Here is a 17,285-nt window from a genome sequence, read left to right as displayed (position 1 = left end):
TCATTCGCTAATTCTCCAAAGGGTTAGCGGGATCTGCTACTTCTGAGACAACGCCGCAGATATTTCCCACTCACGCAGTGATTAAGCTCATAACAACACCGTAACTAATGGTCTAACTATGCGGTGTAATTAACGTGCTAATTAGCGAATTCGCTAATAGAGCACTGTTGACGGCTTCGTCACTTGGCCATACCCTTTGAGATGCGAGTAACAAAGAAGCAAAGCTGTAAGTGGTTGAAGCGAGATTACCACAGGAATTCCCTCGGGAATCAACCTGAAAATATCTGCCCCGAGGCCCGCCATTGCGCGGGCCTCGTCGTATCTAAGCGAAAGTCGCCACTATGTGATGGCACATACCTCGACAAATGGCGGGTTTGCGTTGATCGGGTACTCAAATTCGATCAACACATGTCAACACTTTGAATATCACAATGCCATCAGAAAAATCCGACGAACGGTATGCACACTTAGGCAACTCTGCCTACGGCAACTTAGGCACATTGTGCCTATAACACCTGCAAGTTGATTTTAAACATAGAAACGCTATTGAAAAGCCACCACTAAGACATTCATACCGGAACAGAAAAACTATGGCACTGCATAAGAAAGCTAAAGCTGCCGAATAAAAGACCGGTAAATCGCAGACATCTTTCACCCTTGTCCATCATGCGTAATGCTGACATGCGAATCAAAGCGTGATCGGTTTCAGCTTCGTCGATAGGGCCAAAGCTTTCGCCGCTTTCGCCGTGAATGCCGCCGCATCAGTCGGGCTCGGCGTCGGCCCTGGTACGTGTGTGTGTGCGGCGAGCTGGGTATTCATCTGCTGCAACAGATCAAGCATGTCGCACACCACCTTGAACAAATTGATGGTTTCCGACCCGATCCAGTTCTTTGGTGCCTGCAGCTGCTGGCTGATCCCGGCCACACTCTTGCGCAAGCCCTGAATCTTCTCCTGCATGTCGCCACCCACCGTGGCGTTGTGCTTCTGCCCCACCACCTGGTTCAAGTCACGGCCGGTGGCCTGGTGCAGATCGTCCACAGCCGCCAGACTTGCGGATCCGCCAGACAACAGCTTGAGCGCGCCCAGCGCCTCGATCTTCTTGATGCCACCCACTGACTCGGTCGAATGATCGTCCACCGTCCTGGTGTGATTCTGAAAGCTCTCGGTGTTGTCCAGAGCTTCGACTTCGCGCTCGATCGCCTTGTCCTGGATCTTGCCATCGGTCTGGCGCAACCAGTTGCCGTCTGCGTCGACGCGCTGCTGACAGGCCTCACTGTGCTGCCACACCTGGTCACCTTTCGGCACCCGGGGCAGACTCAGACCGTGCGGCAGGATCTGGGTGATGAAGGGCTTACTCGGCAGGCCGTAGGCGAAACTGACCACTACGGTGGTGCCCTCCTCCGGAAAGCCGAACATGCCGGCTTCTTGCCCGCCCATCGGTGCCGGCAACGGCAGGCTAGTCAGGATCGGCAAAGCCGGATCCGGCTCGCCATCGGGCAGCAACACTTCGACGTCGACGCCAAAGCGCGGCCGGAAGTCGTCGCACAGACCAGGTGCTGCAGGTGCATCAGGGACCGCCACAACGCGGCCGAAGCGCGGCAGGTGGTAACCGCCACTCAGTTCAGGGAATTGCCGATCTACTGCGCGGCGGATTGCTTCTTCCATCGGATGGCCATCTGGTTGCCGGCGAGCGTCACGGATGTGATGCGATCGCCTTGGTTGATTGATGCACCAGGGCGCAACCCGGGAAGGGCCGCGACCATCGCGCTTTGATTGCTCTGGTAGCCGTCGAACAGTTCGGCCGGCAGCTGCAGCGGCTGACGGGTGCCGAAAAAGCTATCCGCCCAACTGCCGACAAATACCTCGCCGTCGCCTTGCTGCTGCCAGATGAAGTCGGGGATGTTGAACACCGTGGCCAGGCTATCCATCGCCTGGTAACCGGTGGCAAGGCCGTAGAAGTACGGTGCCTTGACCTTGGCATAGGGCCGGTCCGGCACTCGAAAGCGCAACCCGGTCTTGGTGCTAATCTCGGCCAGCACGGCCTGCAGATCCACATGGCGCAGATTCAGCGGCAATGGGTTGGCCAGGATCGCTGCCAGCTCGCGACAGGCCAGCACCTGCTCTGTGCTCGAGGCCGTGGTCGATCGCTCGACATAGCCGATGAAGTGACGCTGCAGCGGAGCGTCGTTGTAGCCGACATCGAGCATGACCAGGCCTGTCACGGCTGCACCGGCTTGAATGGTGAACGTCGCCCGGCCGGGACTTTTCAGATCGAGCCGAACATCCTCTTTGACCAGCGGGTACGTGGTGCCGTTGATGGTGAGCACCTTATGCAGCTTCATGCTCATTGCGCCGTTCCGCCCAGGTAGTTGTCGAGTTTCTTCAGCGTCGCTTCAAAGCCCGACAGTTCCTCTCCCCCGCCCTTGCCATCGGCACCGCCGGCACTATCGCCGGCGACGGCTTGTCCTGGTGCAGATTGCGTGTTCACGCTGTTGCCGGCGCGACGGTTTTCTACGCGCTCAGGGTTGGAGAGTTTTTCGGACAGGGTGAACTGCACCAGCCAGGCGTTCAATGAATCGTCCTCCCGGGCGCTGACGCCTTCCGCGAACTCGACCTCACGAATCCCGAACGCGGCGGCAGTGTCATTGACGATGCGATACTTCTTGAGCTGGCCACCACTGGCCGTGGCTTCCGCCAGGCGCATCAGCGTGCGCACCTGGTCCTTGTCCACAAAGGGGATCATCAGCGTGACTGCCAGGGTCTTGGGTTTGAATCCCTTGTGTCCCTTGTCCGTGTTGCTGGTCTGCCCCGACATGTCGTCGGCTTCGATGCGCAGGTTGGCGGTGACCTTCATTTTTTTGCCGAGGATCTGTTCGCCGTCGAGAAGTAGCGTCATAGGCCCACCAGCTCACGTACAAAACTCAACCCTTCAAGCGATCCAACCAGCAGCACGCCGGCGGACAGCACCCATTCATGCCCCGGGGCGTCGCCCTCGAGCAGTGAGCGGCGCAGCTCGTTGACATCACCAGGACCGATCAGCCGCGCGCGCATGCTGCCGTCAGCCGATCCACCAGCGAGCAAGGCCTTGAGGTCGTTCAACTGTTGATCGCGACCCTGCTGCTGAGCGGCCTTGAGCGTGGCCAATGCCGCGAGATCGCCCATCGGCGAACTGTCGGCTACGTAACCCTCCAGCACCGCCAGTTGGCCCGACATCGATTGTTTGGCGGCCTTTACCACAGTGCAGCGCTCAAGCGGCAGCGATTGCCAGCGCGGTAACGGCCCAGATTTGGGGATTACCCACTTTTCCGTTTCCAACGTCGACAGATGTCGAGCTCGACGCTCAGCGCGTACCAGGTCAGGAATCGGCAGCAATGCATTGAAACGCGACAGTGTGTCGGCCCACTGGGCGAAGTTGGTGCCCAGGAACAGCAACGACAGTGCGTATTGCGGCCCAGTGGGACGACCAGTGTCGGTTCCGTCGGTCAGTTTGCTGGCCAGCTGCTGCAACAAGTTGGGTGCCGACAGAAAACGTTGGTTTCCACGGCCTTGGCCGATACCGCTTTGAAATGGCGTCACTACCAGGCAGGCAGGTGCCTCACCCATTTGTCCAGCCAGCGCCGCCCGCCCCGCCTCGATCGCGACTTTGGCCGCGTCTCCGACCGGGCCTGGGTTGGTGCTGGTCAGACCGTCGAGACTGGTTAGCCGCAACGCGGTACTCGCCAGCTCGCCGCCGGCTAGATCCTTGGCGGCAGAGAGGTCATCCATCCATTGCGTCGCCTGTTCTGGCCAGCGCATGGTCACTGGTGCCCAGGTCATAGCTGTGAGTCCGACCAGGTCACGGCCGCGAGCGCATCGCAGTCGCCGACAGTGAGCGCCAAGTCCAATCGCTGCTTCAAATTATTGGCTCGCTGCAGCAGCTGCAGTTTGAACAAGGTGAAGTCATCCCCAACACGGCGCACCTGGACAACGGTGTGCGGCATGAAGGCTTTGAGTCCCTGCTCGTCTCGGCAAGCATAAAGGCTGTCCAGGCCGCCCAAAATGACGCCCGTCAGGTTCAGTTGATCATCCAGCTGGCTGCTGTAAAAGTGGCGAGCGCCCAGCGCCGACGACCAAAAACCGGCAGTGATGGCGCCTTCGCACTGCCCATTGATTTCAAGCGTTTTAGCCGTATGCAGAGCTGAAGCGTCTTGCACCCATGCCCCACTCTCCCAGCGGTGAGTGGGCGACGGCCGGGGAATATGAGTCAGGCCTGCAGGCAGGTCGCCCAACTGGTCGAACTGCGACGCCGCACCGGTAGTAGTGTCATAGACCTCGCCGCGCAGGTCTGGCAGTTCCACCGGCGCACCTTTGACTGCGCACCAGGTGTGGCCAGCGCGGGCTGGCGGCAGGACGCTAGCCAATTCCACCGCGTTGAAAGGTATTTGCACGCCAAGCCCTGGAACGACCGGCAACTCAACCGGACCTTCTAACGCTCCGGACTTCTGAATAAGGTAAATCACTGTCATGGCGGTGGCTCTCAAATCAGCTTAAGGCGACGGGGATAAGCAAGGTTGGAAGGCCGCGTTTCGCCGGCGTTACCAACCATGGGGCCGGCGATGGCAACGATGGAGCCGGATACGTATGGGCCGTTTGCCAAGTTGACCGTGCCAGTTAGCGAGCCTGCCAACTGACCCGTCGCGGAGTTGGTGTTGTATCCCTGCAAAGATGCCGCCGCTCGGCCCGGATCCAGCCCCCGGCCTTCGTCGGCCGTCCGGAAGAACATGCCGCGCACATCGAGCAATCGAAAGGTGTTAGCGCCGTCGCCGGCGGAAAAGTAACTTTGGTAGCTGGGCCAGTTGGCCTCGGAAGTCATCATTCCGGATGCGGCGGCGTGATCGTAAAGCCAAGGCAAATTTGCGCGAACCTGTAGTGTTCCGTTAGGAATGCCGTAGCCACCTGGTTGAATCGGTGTCGAGGTAGATGTGATCAAGGCACCCAAGGGTGTTGGATCGAGCCTGGCAATCGGCAACCAGCCGCCATTGCCGTCTGAACGCAGGTGCCACCAGTCACCGCCGCCCATCAACAGCAAATGCGGATAACCAACACCGTTCAAATGCATGTGAAACCGGATCTTGTCCCCCGCCTGGGTGTTGACGATCACCAGGTTGCCGCTGTTGTCCAGACGCCTCACCAGAATATCAATCACGCCGACGCTGACTGACGACGGCAACGTGACGGTTCGCTGAGCAGCGCCCCCATCAATGTTCACAATGCCCCGGTGGTCTGCGGTCAGCACCGTATTGGCGGAAAGCGTCGTGACTTTTTGGCGTGTAGCTGACGTGACCAGACCACGCTTGTTCACCAGGACACGATCGTAGAAGCCTTGTTCAACACCAGTGTCTGCCGTGACCAGGGCGATCGCTGCCGCGACCATTTTGGCGGTGGCCAGAATCTCACTATCGTTGATAGTTGGATCATCGGTCTTGGCGTTCGGCAAATTGCCCAGGTCGACGTCGTCCTTGGTGGTCGCCCGCGCCCTTAAATCGGGATAGTCACCAATGCGAGCGGCAAACTGCGTCACCAGCGGCCCGGTGATCGGTTCCACTGAACGGCGATCGGTCACGGTGGCGGCGTTCGGCAGGTCCGCGATCGCCACGCAGTAGTGCCGTGCGCCGGCGCTATCGGTGTAGTCCGCCTTGTCGGGCCCGAAAACGACCGTCCAGGTGGCCGCAACATCGCTCAACTCGCGCTGCAGGCAGACGTCCAGCCAGGCCGTGGTGGGAAATGCCGGCGGCACCACCGCCAGCGCGGCCGAGCGCACCAGGCGAATGCCCTCCACATAGGAGGTGCCGGGTTTGAGTTGATACACGCCGCCGACTTTCTCCAGCTGCAGCGAACTGCCGAAGAAACACGCACGGCCAAAAATGTCTCGGTTGCTCAGGCGTTCACGCTCATCGATGCCGGCCAGGCGCACGGTAAAGTCATGCTGCCAGGTGCTGGCATCAATGCTGATGCCCGTCAGTGCTTGGGCACCGTCGAACACCACCAGGAAGTTGCGCGTCAGGTTGTTGCCGATCTGCAGTGGCGGGATGTTGCGCCGCTTTATCTGCAACGGCACGTAGGCCACGGCGAACAGCACACCTTCGGCCGACTCGAGGCCGATCCAGTTGAAATCCCAGTCGCCGACATCGGAACCGATCTGGGCGCTGTACACGACCTGGTTGGGATTCACATAGCCGGCGTTTTCGTCGGGGATGTCATAGACGTAGACGATCTGGCCGGCTGCCGGTTTCGGCGCAGTCCGATCGACAGGGCCGCCGGGGTCAAGGCCGGGGACGTTGGCAAAGATGAAGCGCGCCACATCAAGGCCCAGCTGGGCGGCATGTTTCGCGGCGATCAGGCTTTCACCCGCAAGGGTAATACTGGCTCCCATGGGGGCTCCTAAAGGCTGGCAACCAGCGTCTGCTGGTCATCGTTGAAGTCGACCAACGCGATGCGAAACGGCACCGGTGTGATGGTCACGAAGTCATAACGGCGGCAGGTGCGGCCATATTGCTGAATCAGCACCCGCAACAGTTCCGGGTTTTGCGAAAGCTGGGTGTCGGAAAAGCGAAGCAGCACCACGTCCCAATCCCGATCGGGCATGCGCTCCTCGATCTCGACATAACCGACGCCGAGGCGCTGCAGGATGCGTTTCATGCCGGCAGTGCTGCCGGCGTCCACCGCGTTGATAAAGGCGTATTTCACGCGCAGCCGGTAAAGCGCCTCCGGCTCATCCTTGAAGCGAGAGATGTCGCGCTGCCAGGCCAGCAGATCGAGCACCACTAGGTGGCAGTTGTCGGCATCGAGCTGCATCAGCGGCCAGCGCAGCCAGCCCTCGACTTTTTCCCACCAGGACTGCGCGGCAGCGGTGAGCTTTGTCAGCTCGGCACCGCCAAGCCAGAAGCGCAGGCTGAGCTTAATCATTGGGCAGCACCTGCAGACTCTGAATCCTGGGGATGTTCAGTTCCGAGAGGATGTCGTCGTTGTCGAAGTGCAGCGACTCGATGCCCGGAAACTTCTGATGGAGTTCTTCGCCGAGGCGGCTGAAGGAAAAGCGCGACTGCGGAAAGGTCAGTGTCGGCTGGTAGTCTTTGGTCGTGCTCTCACGAAAGGCCGCACGGATGAACAGCGCGACTTCTTCCAATAGGGTTTCGCGCTGAGCAGTGGTCAATGTCGAACGGGGCCAAATCGTGACGTGAAGCGCGTGCAGGGTTTCGGGCATGACCATGACCAGCATGTCATCGCCGTGGCCATGGTTGCCGAGGTCACGAATGTGCGCGTTGATTTGCTCCAGGTACGTCGCCGCCGGCACGTCCGCATCGAACAGCACAAAGGCGTTGGCGCTGCCCGGGCCACGTGGGGCCCCGTGCTCGAAATACACGCCGTCCGGACGCACGCCCGGGAAGGCCGAAATCATCGCCCGATACACCGCGTCGGTGTGCCATTGGTTGACCGCGGAAAACTGGTTGCGCACGCGCAGGCGCAGCTCGTCGTTGGGTTCCTTGTCCGCCCCGGGCGTGGTCAACCAACCGTCGGCGTTGGCCACCTGGGCAATGCCCGGGATCGGCACCGGCAATACGGCGTAGTACCCCGGCGCCAGGTTAAAGCCACTGCCGACGTCCACCGCTTCGACCGGGATCTGCAGCTGCATGGCGCCATCGGTGAACGTGCCGATCGCCGTCGTCACCATCTGGTACACGTGGCCATTGATCGCGGCCGACTGCACCACCGTGCCCTTGGCAACCTCGAGGGCGCCGCCGGCGGCGACCCGGGTGAACAGCAAAAAGCCCTGGGCCTTGGTTGCGCCCTTGCGCTCGACATTCACGCCCCAGGCCAACATATCCAGCCAGGCATCCACAGCAGTTTTGACGAAGAAGTTCGGCAGCACCGTGGCAATAAAGAAGTCGAGGATCCACATCACTGGCTTGGTCACCAGTGCGGTGACAACGCGCCAGAACGGTGACCAGGTGCTGGTGTTGCTCAGTTTGCTGCCCTGGGCAACCACCTCGGCTTCCCACGCCTGGCGCAAGCCCTCTTCCGTGGTCGGAATGCCGGCGTCCGCCAGTGCCTGCTTGAAATCTACGTCGCTCACACCGTTACCTCGATCGTGCCGAACTTCATGGTTTTCGCCGTCACCAGGTACTGCCCGGGTTCAAGCTGTGTGATTAGTGCCGTTCCCGGTACCAGACGTTCGTCCGCCTCCACCAGCAGCTCCAGCTGCTGGACGCAGTCGCGCTGTTTCAGGCTATTGCGCTCGGCGACCAAGGTCACCAGCAGGCCGCTGTCGCGGATCATGTGCGCGATGTCCTGGGCGATGCTGGCCCGGTCATCGATGAGCACCGGTTGACGCGACGGATCGAGCACCAGGTCGTTGTCGACGATCAGCAAATCGATGTATTCACTCATCCGCCGACCGCCATGCTCATCATGTTTTCCATCTCCAGCGGGGTCATAGGCTTGTTGTTCTGAATGGTCATGTTCTCCACATGGGTGCCCTTGTTCTGGCTGCTGGTGGTGTTCTGAATGCTGCTCAGCAAGCCGCCCGGGGGCACGGCCGAGGCGCGCGTCGGGGATAAGCTCGGGATCGCCGCGTTGATGGATTGCTGGGTGGCTTGCGCGGCGCTGGCCGAACTGGCCGCGTTCACGGCCGCGTCAGCACCTGGTACTTCCGGCATGCCGCCAAAACGCGCTTCGATGTTCACGCCGGGGATGCTGTTGATCATTTCGATCAGGCTGTTGATCGCCTTGTAGAACACGCTGACGATGCTGTCCCACGCGCCCTTGGCCATGCTCGACCAGCCCCCCATGGAACCGAACCAGTCGGACAGCACCTTGAATTGCTCGCTGACCCACTTAAAGGCCTCGCTGTTCATCAGGGCGGCAGTCCATTCGTCCCAGTAATAGATGGCCACCGCGACCAGGGCGACCAGCGCGGCGATGCCCATCACGACGACCCCGATCGGGTTGGCCGTCAGGGCCACGTTGACCAGCCAAATAGCGGCCTGCCAGGCCAACATGACGCCGCGAACGACCAGCATGGCCGCACCGAACAGCGTCAGAATGGACAGGTAGGCCAAGATGGCCAGCTTCTGCAGCACGAAGCCGGCGATGGTGCGCAGGTTCAGCAGCTGCACCACCTTCCAGACCGTCACCAGCCCGAGCCAGGTCATGCGGCTGATGCCGATCACCATGGTCAGCGCGGACATCGCGAAGATGATCCCGAAGACGGTCAGCGTGACGATGCCGATCACCCGGGCGATGTTCGGGAACAAGTTCGTCCAGCGGGTCAGCGTGGCGCCGATCGCCACCAGCTTGTTCATCAGCGGGGTCAGGATCGGGATCAGCACCTGGCCAAATACCACGCGCAGCGCCTCGACGGCGGCGGCGAACTGCTGCCACGGATCGACCATGGCCTTGGCCATGTTCTCGGCGTTTTCCAGGCCGCGAACCTTGCCCAGTTGATCCATGCCGTTGCGCAGACGATCGGTGTCCTTGGTCAACGCGGTGATGACGCGGGCACCTTCACCGCCGAAGGCCTCGATCAATTTCGCGCCGGCGTCTGCGCTGTTTAGGTCGCCGAATTTGCCCTCGAGCTTGCTGAGGATGTCCATCATCGGCAGCAACTTGCCGTTCTGGCCGGTGAATTTCATCCCCAGCTTTTCCGAGGCGGCGCCGATGTTTTCGAAAAACGCCTTGTAGATCCCGCCGGCGTCCCCGCCTTCCATGGTGCTGCTCAGCGAGCCGATCACCGCGAACTGCTCAGCCAGATCGACGCCGAAAGTGGTAGCGATCGAGCCGACTTCCTTGAATGCGTCTTTGAGCTGGGCGCCGTCGGTGCGAAACAGCTTCACTGCCAGCGCCGTCTGGCCACCGAGTTTTTCAACCCACTCGGCTTTGCCCATGGCGTCGGCCTGGCCCTTGAACAGGTTGTACATGGTGCCCACATAGGCGCCCATGGTTTCGGCGTCGCCCTTGGTCGCCTTGGCCAGCAGGTTGCTGGTGTTTGTGAACGTGGCCAACTGGTCCCCGGTGAGCCCCTTGATTGCGCCTTCGATGCTGTACGCCGACGCGACGAAATCCCGGGCGTTTTCACCGTAGGCCACGGAGAACTCTAGGGATTTGCGATTCAGCGCGTTCAGCGCGTCTTCGGCCACGCCCAGCGATCGGACCTCGCCCAGGGCGCGGTTCATCTCCAAGGCCGGGGCCAACGATTGGGTAATGGCCGCGCCGGCGCCGATCATGCCGCCCAGCCCCATGCCCATCGTCTTGATGTTCTTTTCGCTCTTCTCGGCAAGGTCGGAGAACCCCATTTTCACTTTGCCCAGGGGCGCGGTGACCTTGTCGGTCAGACTCAAAATGAAGGCCAGGCGGGCAGCGCGGTCAGCCATGCGTGTTTATCCGTTCAATGCCTGGGCGATGCCGTTGGCAACGGCGATCCCCATGCGGTGCCAATATTCGTCCTCCAGCCACTTGGCGGTGCCCATCACCTCGGGTGTGGGCGCTTCACCAGGAAACCAGCGACCGGAAAGGGCCAATAGCTGGCCTAGCCCGTCTTCTTTCAGGCGCTCAGCGTGCTCGAGGGCTTTTTTACGATGACTTCAACGTCCGGGCCGTACTCCTCGACCAGTGCGCCGGCGAGTTGCATCACCATCACCGGGTTGCCCAGCAGCTCTTTCAGCCTGGCCCGCTCTTCCTGCTTGACGGTGTTGACCAGCAGGTTATTGGCCGGGGCGACCTTGTTGTTCTGGGTCAGGCTGTTGAAGTACTTGGTCACGTCCTGGGGCGTCAGGGTGAAAGTGAATTCTTTGTCGCCGACTTCCAGGGTGATATCGCGTGTTTCGCTCATGATCTTTTCCGTTGTGGTGGTTGGTTAAAAAGGTGCTGCAGCCGGTTTTCCAGCCGGTCTTCCAGCTTTTCCATGGCCTTATCGATGTGCTCGGCCCGGACGTATCGCTCAGCGACCTCGATGCGAAACTCGAGGTGTTCACGGCGGGCCGCGCTGATCTGTTTAAAGAGGTACACCTGAAAGCCCGCGACACCGGTCAGGACCAGCTCGGTCAGCATCAGCAGTACGCTCACGGTCATGGATGAAAGCTCCATTTCATGCGCTCCAGTTGCCACGGCCGCCAATCCGGACGGCGGCGTACATCAGCCAGGCCAGCGGCTTGGGCATGCCCTCCTCGAGCAGGGCGTCGTAAAACACCTGGTCGGCCTCGGCCTTGGTGAATCGGTCGGTGGCATTGGTGTAGATGAAGTCGTGCACCACCGAAGGCCGGCGGGCGCACTCATCGTCACGCGGGATCAGCCACCAGACCGGCCGGGGTACGCTGGCCAGGTCGGTGCGGTAGCACTGCGGCACCGTCACCCACTGGTTGCGGATCGTCAGGTACATCAGCGGCCGGACCAACTGCCACTGCTTGGTGCCCATCACCGCCTTCACGACCAGCGAGGTTTTAAAGGGCATCGGCGGCGCACTCCACGCGGATCTTGTTCGGTGCGGTGTCATTGGCGATCTGCGCACGCAACAGCACGCGGCCCGTTTCCGGGGCTTTGCAGTACAACGCCACCAACGTGGAAGCGCTGCGTGCCACGACCGTGTGCGTTTCGCTGAAGGCGCAGCCGACCAGGGCGACAGCGGTGAACATGGCAACAATCAACAGTCGAGACATTCAGTAGCTCCAGATCGCAGGGCTGGGGAAGCGGCCACCGGCCGGCGCCATGCCCAGGTGAAGGAAACGAGAGTTGCCGCGCTGGCTGATGCCGAAGCGGGTGAACTTCAGGTTCATCGCCAGGCGCAAGATCTCCACGGCGTCTTCGCCACGGCAGCGCACGTCAACGGCCAGGCCGGTGCAGTGTTCACCTGGTGCAGGCTTGTTCACTTCCACCGGGTGCTTCGGGCAGCGGTAGGCGCTGCTCAGCGCCATCGGCCGACCAAACTGCTGACGCAGGGTCACCAGCTCGGCCATGAACGCCGGATCCATTTCGGCGCCGGTGCTGTTGCATTTGCCGCATTTGCAGCGCAGTTCAGCCGCGGCGAAGTGCGGCCAGGTGATGAGGCTCATCGGCGTTGTCCTTGCTCGGAAAGAGACTCGCAGGGCGTGCAGCGGACTTTTCCGCCCAGGGCACGGCGCTTCTCGGGAATCGGGTTTTCGCAGTCCAGGCAGTGGGTCCGGCTTGGCCCGATCGGGCGCACCTGGGCGAGCTGGGCCGCGATCGCCTGGTCACGCTGGCGTTGCTCCAGCGCCTGGGCACGGTCGAACGGGCACACCATCAGCGCAGGCCCTCAATCTCGGTAGCGTCCAGGTAAGGGACGCCGTTGATGCGGATGAAATCCGGGCTGGTGACGTCGAACGGCACCTTGTGTTTGGATTTCTCGCCGCCCTTGGGATCGATGGCCAGCAGGCTGGACACCTTCAACTTGCAGCTGAAGGCCTCGACGCGCAGCTCCTCATCGCCGGCGGCAGCGAAGAACACCACGTCGAACGGCTCCAGCTTGCGAAAGCTGCCAGCCGATCGGGCGGACTCGATCAGCAAATTGAAGTTGCTGGTGTCGAATTCCATCTCGCCGCTGGCCGAGACGTCGCCGTCGACGTGCCCGTTGGGCACGCCTTTGCTCTGTGCCACGGCGGTGTTGTCGGTGATGTCGAGGGTGATGTTGTCGACGTGTACCTGCAGGTCGCCCAGGTTCACGTCGAAGTTCTTGCCGCCAATACGCGCTGCCATAGGGGCTTACTCCAGATCGTCGTTGGAAAGGTCGAGGGCGATGTTGGCCGTCAGGTCTTTCGGGCAGTTGAGCGGCCGGATCTTGATGTAGATCTCGACCTTGGTTTTGCTGTGCCACACCAGGACGATGTCGCCGTCCTGGGGCGATTCGATCTCACCCGGGAACACCTGGCCGGCGAACGTGGTGGACTTGGCCATCTGACGCAGCGGTTTCATGAAAGCGCTGATCGCGGCGGCCATGCTGTTGGGCGTGTTGTTCAGGCGGCGATCGCCGACGCGACGGATCAGCAGCGGACGAACCTGACGGGCAGCCTTGTCGGCTAGGCGCAAGTACTCGACCACCTGGAAGTCACTCGCCGGTGCATCGAGCATGTTGCCGTCGCCCCAGAACACGCCCGGGTAATCGGGGTAGGTCTGCGACACCGAGAAACGAGCGGTATCCAGCTCGGCGCGGATCGCGGACGGCAGCGGCACGGCTTCCTTGTCGACGGGAACGGGGCCCAGGCCAAGTACTGCGCCGGACGCTACCCGCATGGGGCTGTCGGCAATGCTCACTGCGGCGTTGGCCAAGCGGCCCGCCAGTACGCCCAGGTCGTTACCGTGCAGCTGCGGCACAACCAGGACACGCGGCGCGGCCAAACCGGTGGTGATTACCTTCTGCTCGAGCAGGTATTCCGCCCAGGTCTGCAGGGCGGTGATGCCGGCACTCGCCGCCATGACGAAAGCGCGGCGGCCGTGGGTGTTGTTCAGTGCCACAGCCGCGTCGTGCATGGCAGACAACTGCGCACCGGCGGTCACCGGCTTGGTGATCACCACCGCCTCGACGGAAAACCCTTGCTGCTGGGCTTTTTCCAGGGCTTCGGACCACTCGCCGTCTGCAGCGATCGGAGCGGCCAGGCACGCCCAACGATCGCCACCATTGAGGCGTGCGGCGGTGATCTGGGTTTTCAGGTCACTTGCCGGAATGCCCAGGGCGCCGTCGAGGTCGCTGTCGGTGTTCAGGGCGAGTAGCTGGCCGACGTTCTTCGCGCCGGTGCCGATGAAAAGGAAATAGCGTTCGATCTCAGTCACGGCACCTTGGCCCAGATTGAGATTGTTTACGCTGACTTTGCCGAGTGCCATGCAGTGCCTCGCTAGCGGGGAGAATTAAGGATTTGTTGGAGCACCTGGTTCAGCAGCAAGCCAGTGTCTCGTTCGGTGCTGACGCCGATGAACTGGCGCTTGGGCAAGGTGATATCCCAGCTCTGCGCGCCGCTGCTCTCGGTCTTTTCATCGTCCAAGATGCGGATCAGCAGCCCCGCCTTGGCGTAGTTCACGTGTTCTTGAATCCAGGCCACGGACGGCCGGGTCAGGGCTTTTTTGCCTTCCTGGCGAACCTTGAAGCCCAGGCGACGCAGGCGCTTGGCCTGCTTGTCGGTGGCAGCCAGACCGGCGGGAACATTGTTCCAGCGCTTCATCTGAGCAGCCGTGCGGCGCTCGCTCACGCCGTTGTGTTGCTGCGCCGCGACCCAACTGGTCAGGGCGTTACGCCAGCCCAGTTCGGCTTCATCGGGACTGACGCGAGTGACCAACATCAGCTTGGCCAGGCCCGCTTCCATCTTCTTTTTGCCCTTGCCCGAACCCTTGCGCTCGGCGAAAGGCGTGCCGTCCAGGTTCTGCTGGTCACGCACACGCTTGTGGCTCATCGTCCGCACGCGCTTGGTCACATTGTTCAACAGACGGCGGCGCAGTTGCGGCGGCAGGCTCAGCAGAGCCAGTTGCTCACGCACGCCCAGGTAGCCACGGGCATCAAGCTCGAAGGTGCTACGACCGGCCATGGCTGGACACCTCACCGTGTTCAGCGACCCACAGGTCAAACGGCACGAATGACCAGGTCTTACCGAACGCCAGGATCTCGCCGGCAGGATCCTCGGCCAGATACTGGGGCTCGATGAACTCGAGGGTGATGTCCACGTCGGCCAGGTCGTTGTCGAGCATGGTGATGTCGAACTTCGCCGCCGGCAGATCGTCGCGGTCCTGGTCGTTGCTCTCGAGCCAGCTGCCCACCAACGCCATCAAGCGCCCCGGGTGATCGGCGAAACGCTCCAGGGCGACCGTGGCGCTGTAGCGCATATCACCCATCCGCATGCCGCCGACGTCGGGCTTCCAGATCAGTTCGAGATTCACCTGGTCGGTCCAGCTGTCTAGCTGTTCAGTCGCCACCAGCTGGCGCTCGATCAGGTAGGTGGTCAAGGCGCGCAGTTTGATCACAGCAGCGCCGCCGTAATGCGGCCACGGCCCTGCAGGGAGCGGACGGCCTGCTGGCTGAACTCCAGAAACGTCTCGCCGCGCTCCGGCAGTTCTTTCGCGGTGTTTTCCGCGCTTTCGCGGCGGGTCACGGTGGCGAACTGGGTCAGCAGGCTGGCCTTGGCGCGGCAGTACACAGCACGCTTATACGTCGCTACGTGAAATGTGCGCTCGGGCAGCACTGTAGTGTCCGCAGATTCCACGGTGGTGACGCCCACGTTCTGCCATTGGCTTTTGCGCCTGGCCAGGTCGCGATTGACCTCGGTCATCGCCGTGCTTAGGTCAGTGACCAGCATGTCTACCAGGTACTCCGCCGGCAGGCGGTAACCCTTCTGGAACTCGGTAACGGAGAGGTCCGGCCAGAAGCCGTCGTTCTCGATCGCTTGTTCCACAAAGGTCGTGGGTTTCCCGGAAAAGCTCATTGCTGGGCACTCGAATAGGGGCGGGAAAACTGTTTCAGTGGGTCAGGGCCATAAATGGTTGGCTCACATCCACAGTTTCTCGCCGGGGGGGTAGTCGGGTTATTCGGCGGCTTGGGTAGCCAGTTCTTTTGCCAGGGCCTTGCGAGCGCCCTCCAGGCGAGTGCCCACACCAACACCGGCGTGCAGCTCAGTGGCGCGTTCAAAGTGCGTGATGGCCTTCGTCCACTCCCTGGCGTCCAGGGCGCGGATCCCAAGCAACTTGTGGTACTTGGCCGGGATCTGTTCAGTGAGCTCCCATTCGCCATCGACACGCGGCAGCAGGTCGGATACATACGGTTCCGGACTGCGACCGGCCTTCTGCTCGGCCTCGGCCCACTCGATCACCGCATCGGCGACAAAGGTCGGCACATCGCGCTTGAAGCGCTCAGGCATCGGCTGGTTTTGCTCAATTGCGAAGTCAGCCAGGTCCAGACCCGCTTCGAATTGCACCGTGTCGAACAGCCAGACCAGGACCTGCATCACCACCGAGTTCGGGAAACTCAATCCGGAATCGCGGTAGCGCTGCACATAGTCCAGGTACTTGGGCAGCAGCTCGTCACGCTTGAGCTGCTGACGCAGCTCGCGGCTGTTGATCGCGCTGACGCGCTCCAGGTCCTGCGCCAACGCGTCTTCCATCAGCTTCAGGTGTTTCTTGGCGTTGGCGGGGCTGGACAGCGCGGTGGCGGATGAATACACCACCGCTTCGGCACCGGCGCGTGCAGCGGCTGCAGGGCCTTCGGCTTGAACGCGACGCTTGTGCGCCAGTGCCAGGCTCATCAGATCAACTCCACGTTTTCAGCGGCCGCAAATTTCTCCAGCTGCTCGATCACGTAGCCTTCGTTCCGGCCGTTGTAATCCTCGACGCGGGAGCGTTTCGGGTTCTCGAGCAGGTGACGACGCCAGCTGCTGTCCTGGAAGTAGATCGACAGGTTGTCCCAGCTGGTGACGACCACAGCGTTGACCGGGAAATGCGGCACGGTGAAGGTTGGCAAACCGCCATAGGTCGCAATGACCTGGGCGCTTTCGATGCGTTCTTTCTCGGTGGGCTTGCCCGCCTGGTTGGAATACAACTTGGCCTTGTCGGCGGCTAACAGGTCACTGCCGACGATCGCCACCAGGTCACCACCATCGCGGAACACGGAACTGATCATCTGCTTGGTGTCGTGCACCAGGGCGTCGAGGTTTTCGTAGTCGCCGCCGGCACCGAGGGTGATCTTCCCGGCGACCGCACCTTCCTGCAGCACCTGCTCAGGAATCTGTTCGCGGGCCAACTGCAGCCAACCTTTGTTGACGTCCTGCAGCATCGGGCTGGTGGCCAGATTGGTCTGTGGTGCAGCCGCAACGCCGTGCCAGCCGATCATGATGCGATCGAGGGCAATCTGCTTTTGCACGGCCGCCGAGTAGCGATCGGCGAAGTCCGGAAACTTGGCCCAGCTGTCGATCTTGGCGAACGGCAGCCCGACGTCGGACTCCGTGGCAAACAGCTCGTAACCCAAACCGTTGAGGTCGGAAACGTCTTTGGCTTCGCGGTCGGTGGTCTTGGTGTTGGTGCGGCTGGTCACAGGACCATTCACACCGAACATAACCTTCTGGCCCTTGATTTCAGTGACCGGTACGACGTTGATGCGCTCGAGGAAATCGGCGCGTTCGGTGATCTTGTCGTTCAATTCCTGGGCGATGCTGGGCTCGACGTTGAACTGGCGGGTCACGTCGACGCTGTAGGTTTCGGCGATGGCCAGGCACAGCGCGGAATACTGCAGCAGGGCGCGATTGGAAAGGGATTGTTGGCTCAT

24 protein-coding genes are annotated in these 17,285 nt (G+C 61.4%); all 24 read right to left on the bottom strand.

The annotated features are described in order from the left end of the window. Positions 1 to 688: 688 nt before the first annotated feature. The 24 genes from ACYZTY_RS30455 to ACYZTY_RS30340 all read right to left on the bottom strand — a co-directional run bounded on the left by ACYZTY_RS30455 (position 689) and on the right by ACYZTY_RS30340 (position 17,285). On the bottom strand, positions 689 to 1,666 hold the full coding sequence (locus tag ACYZTY_RS30455) for a hypothetical protein (protein WP_461956713.1): 978 nt from the start codon (positions 1,664 to 1,666) through the stop codon (positions 689 to 691). Next, positions 1,639 to 2,349 carry a hypothetical protein gene (locus ACYZTY_RS30450; RefSeq protein WP_461956712.1) on the bottom strand — a complete coding sequence of 237 codons (711 nt, stop codon included), beginning with the start codon at positions 2,347 to 2,349 and terminating at the stop codon, positions 1,639 to 1,641. The genes ACYZTY_RS30455 and ACYZTY_RS30450 overlap by 28 nt, the downstream gene beginning before the upstream one ends. After that, positions 2,346 to 2,897: a baseplate complex protein gene (locus ACYZTY_RS30445; RefSeq protein WP_461956711.1), complete on the bottom strand. Its 552-nt coding sequence runs from the start codon at positions 2,895 to 2,897 to the stop codon at positions 2,346 to 2,348. The genes ACYZTY_RS30450 and ACYZTY_RS30445 overlap by 4 nt, the downstream gene beginning before the upstream one ends. Beyond that, positions 2,894 to 3,817, bottom strand: coding sequence for a hypothetical protein (locus tag ACYZTY_RS30440; protein WP_461956710.1), 924 nt, complete (start codon positions 3,815 to 3,817; stop codon positions 2,894 to 2,896). Before ACYZTY_RS30440 ends, ACYZTY_RS30445 begins: the two co-directional genes overlap by 4 nt. Next, positions 3,814 to 4,506 carry a hypothetical protein gene (locus tag ACYZTY_RS30435; protein WP_461956709.1) on the bottom strand — a complete coding sequence of 231 codons (693 nt, stop codon included), beginning with the start codon at positions 4,504 to 4,506 and terminating at the stop codon, positions 3,814 to 3,816. Before ACYZTY_RS30435 ends, ACYZTY_RS30440 begins: the two co-directional genes overlap by 4 nt. A gap of 11 nt (positions 4,507 to 4,517) precedes the next feature. Beyond that, positions 4,518 to 6,413, bottom strand: a complete 1,896-nt coding sequence (locus ACYZTY_RS30430; protein WP_461956708.1) for a phage tail-collar fiber domain-containing protein — start codon at positions 6,411 to 6,413, stop codon at positions 4,518 to 4,520. Between the two features lie 8 nt (positions 6,414 to 6,421). Then, positions 6,422 to 6,946 carry a phage tail protein gene (locus ACYZTY_RS30425; protein WP_461956707.1) on the bottom strand — a complete coding sequence of 175 codons (525 nt, stop codon included), beginning with the start codon at positions 6,944 to 6,946 and terminating at the stop codon, positions 6,422 to 6,424. After that, positions 6,939 to 8,114, bottom strand: a complete 1,176-nt coding sequence (locus ACYZTY_RS30420; RefSeq protein ID WP_461956706.1) for a baseplate J/gp47 family protein — start codon at positions 8,112 to 8,114, stop codon at positions 6,939 to 6,941. The genes ACYZTY_RS30425 and ACYZTY_RS30420 overlap by 8 nt, the downstream gene beginning before the upstream one ends. Then, positions 8,111 to 8,428 carry a DUF2590 family protein gene (locus ACYZTY_RS30415; protein WP_461956705.1) on the bottom strand — a complete coding sequence of 106 codons (318 nt, stop codon included), beginning with the start codon at positions 8,426 to 8,428 and terminating at the stop codon, positions 8,111 to 8,113. Before ACYZTY_RS30415 ends, ACYZTY_RS30420 begins: the two co-directional genes overlap by 4 nt. After that, positions 8,425 to 10,410 (bottom strand): phage tail tape measure protein, encoded by a 1,986-nt coding sequence (locus ACYZTY_RS30410; RefSeq protein WP_461956704.1) that lies wholly within the window; start codon positions 10,408 to 10,410, stop codon positions 8,425 to 8,427. The genes ACYZTY_RS30415 and ACYZTY_RS30410 overlap by 4 nt, the downstream gene beginning before the upstream one ends. Positions 10,411 to 10,416: 6 nt before the next feature. Beyond that, positions 10,417 to 10,557, bottom strand: coding sequence for a DUF6890 family protein (locus ACYZTY_RS30405; protein WP_191650616.1), 141 nt, complete (start codon positions 10,555 to 10,557; stop codon positions 10,417 to 10,419). A 23-nt stretch (positions 10,558 to 10,580) separates the two neighbouring features. Then, entirely contained in the window at positions 10,581 to 10,868 is a 288-nt protein-coding gene (locus ACYZTY_RS30400; protein WP_401360219.1) for a putative phage tail assembly chaperone, read from the bottom strand. Then, on the bottom strand, positions 10,865 to 11,107 hold the full coding sequence (locus ACYZTY_RS30395) for a hypothetical protein (RefSeq protein ID WP_461956703.1): 243 nt from the start codon (positions 11,105 to 11,107) through the stop codon (positions 10,865 to 10,867). Before ACYZTY_RS30395 ends, ACYZTY_RS30400 begins: the two co-directional genes overlap by 4 nt. A 16-nt stretch (positions 11,108 to 11,123) precedes the next feature. Beyond that, positions 11,124 to 11,486 carry a DUF1353 domain-containing protein gene (locus ACYZTY_RS30390; protein WP_461956702.1) on the bottom strand — a complete coding sequence of 121 codons (363 nt, stop codon included), beginning with the start codon at positions 11,484 to 11,486 and terminating at the stop codon, positions 11,124 to 11,126. After that, positions 11,476 to 11,691 (bottom strand): hypothetical protein, encoded by a 216-nt coding sequence (locus ACYZTY_RS30385; RefSeq protein ID WP_461956701.1) that lies wholly within the window; start codon positions 11,689 to 11,691, stop codon positions 11,476 to 11,478. The genes ACYZTY_RS30390 and ACYZTY_RS30385 overlap by 11 nt, the downstream gene beginning before the upstream one ends. Then, positions 11,692 to 12,084: a D-Ala-D-Ala carboxypeptidase family metallohydrolase gene (locus tag ACYZTY_RS30380; RefSeq protein WP_461956700.1), complete on the bottom strand. Its 393-nt coding sequence runs from the start codon at positions 12,082 to 12,084 to the stop codon at positions 11,692 to 11,694. Next, positions 12,081 to 12,293 (bottom strand): TraR/DksA C4-type zinc finger protein, encoded by a 213-nt coding sequence (locus tag ACYZTY_RS30375; RefSeq protein ID WP_008042241.1) that lies wholly within the window; start codon positions 12,291 to 12,293, stop codon positions 12,081 to 12,083. Before ACYZTY_RS30375 ends, ACYZTY_RS30380 begins: the two co-directional genes overlap by 4 nt. Beyond that, entirely contained in the window at positions 12,293 to 12,745 is a 453-nt protein-coding gene (locus tag ACYZTY_RS30370; protein WP_461956699.1) for a phage protein, read from the bottom strand. The genes ACYZTY_RS30375 and ACYZTY_RS30370 overlap by 1 nt, the downstream gene beginning before the upstream one ends. A 6-nt stretch (positions 12,746 to 12,751) precedes the next feature. Further along, positions 12,752 to 13,867 (bottom strand): DUF2586 domain-containing protein, encoded by a 1,116-nt coding sequence (locus ACYZTY_RS30365; protein WP_461956698.1) that lies wholly within the window; start codon positions 13,865 to 13,867, stop codon positions 12,752 to 12,754. 11 nt (positions 13,868 to 13,878) lie between these two features. Then, positions 13,879 to 14,562 (bottom strand): virion morphogenesis protein, encoded by a 684-nt coding sequence (locus ACYZTY_RS30360; protein ID WP_461956697.1) that lies wholly within the window; start codon positions 14,560 to 14,562, stop codon positions 13,879 to 13,881. Beyond that, the gene (locus tag ACYZTY_RS30355) at positions 14,549 to 14,995 is read right to left on the bottom strand and encodes a phage tail protein (RefSeq protein WP_461956696.1); all 447 of its coding nucleotides are present in this window, start codon (positions 14,993 to 14,995) and stop codon (positions 14,549 to 14,551) included. Before ACYZTY_RS30355 ends, ACYZTY_RS30360 begins: the two co-directional genes overlap by 14 nt. Then, positions 14,992 to 15,453, bottom strand: a complete 462-nt coding sequence (locus ACYZTY_RS30350) for a head completion/stabilization protein (protein ID WP_461956695.1) — start codon at positions 15,451 to 15,453, stop codon at positions 14,992 to 14,994. Before ACYZTY_RS30350 ends, ACYZTY_RS30355 begins: the two co-directional genes overlap by 4 nt. Positions 15,454 to 15,552: 99 nt before the next feature. Then, entirely contained in the window at positions 15,553 to 16,269 is a 717-nt protein-coding gene (gpM, locus tag ACYZTY_RS30345) for a phage terminase small subunit (RefSeq protein WP_461956694.1), read from the bottom strand. Further along, entirely contained in the window at positions 16,269 to 17,285 is a 1,017-nt protein-coding gene (locus ACYZTY_RS30340) for a phage major capsid protein, P2 family (RefSeq protein WP_461956693.1), read from the bottom strand. Before ACYZTY_RS30340 ends, gpM begins: the two co-directional genes overlap by 1 nt.

This window comes from Pseudomonas sp. LB1P83, assembly GCF_054897885.1.
This window is presented reverse-complemented; position numbering and strand designations above follow the sequence as displayed.